Origin of the sequence: Kocuria sp. HSID17590 (genome assembly GCF_003989485.1) — a bacterium.
GTDB lineage: Bacteria > Actinomycetota > Actinomycetes > Actinomycetales > Micrococcaceae > Kocuria > Kocuria salsicia.
On record NZ_RBMB01000079.1, the window covers coordinates 1 to 737 of the forward strand.

Genomic DNA, 737 nt, shown 5'->3' on the forward strand with positions numbered 1-737 from the left:
CCACTTCCCGTGGCGGTCATCTGCTCGCTGCTCGGCGTCCCCGAGTCCGACGGCGAGTACTTTCGCGCCCTCTCCGACCGGATGGCGACCTTTTCCGGCGAGGACGCCCACGTCGCCCGCGAGGAGTTCGGCCGCTACATGGCCGGGCTCGCCGAGGGCAAGCGCGCCGAGCCGGGCGAGGACGTCATCACCGACCTCGTGCAGGCCCAGGCCGAGGACCCCGGGTTCGGCTACCCGGAGATGGTCCGGCTCCGCGTCGGGCTGCTGTTCGCCGGCCACGAGACCACCGTGAACCGGATCGGGCTCGGCATGCTGTTCCTGATGACCAATCGCGCCGAGTGGGACAAGCTAGCCGCGGACCCGGACGGCCGGATCGACGCCGTCATCGAGGAGGTCATGCGCCTCGGCGCGACCGGCGACCTGGGGCTGCTGCGCTACGCCCACGAGGACGTGGAGATCGCCGGGGTCACCATCGCGCGCGGCGACGCGGTGATCCTCTCGGTCAACGCCGCCAACCGCGACGTCGACGTCTTCGACCACGCGGAGACCTTCGACCCCGACCGCACCGAGCGCGGACACGTCGGCTTCGGCCACGGGCCGCACTTCTGCATCGGCGCGAGCCTGGCCCGCACCGAGCTGCGTGCGGTCTTCGCGACGCTCGCCCGTCGGCTGCCGGAGCTGGACCTCGCCGTCGGCATGGACGAGCTCGACGTGCGCACCGACCACATCACCGGCGG

At 72.0% G+C, this 737-nt stretch carries 1 protein-coding gene; it reads left to right on the forward strand.

The features are described 5' to 3' along the window. Nucleotides 1-737: cytochrome P450 (locus tag D8M39_RS12485; protein WP_148111771.1), on the forward strand; the 737-nt coding region annotated here is incomplete at both ends.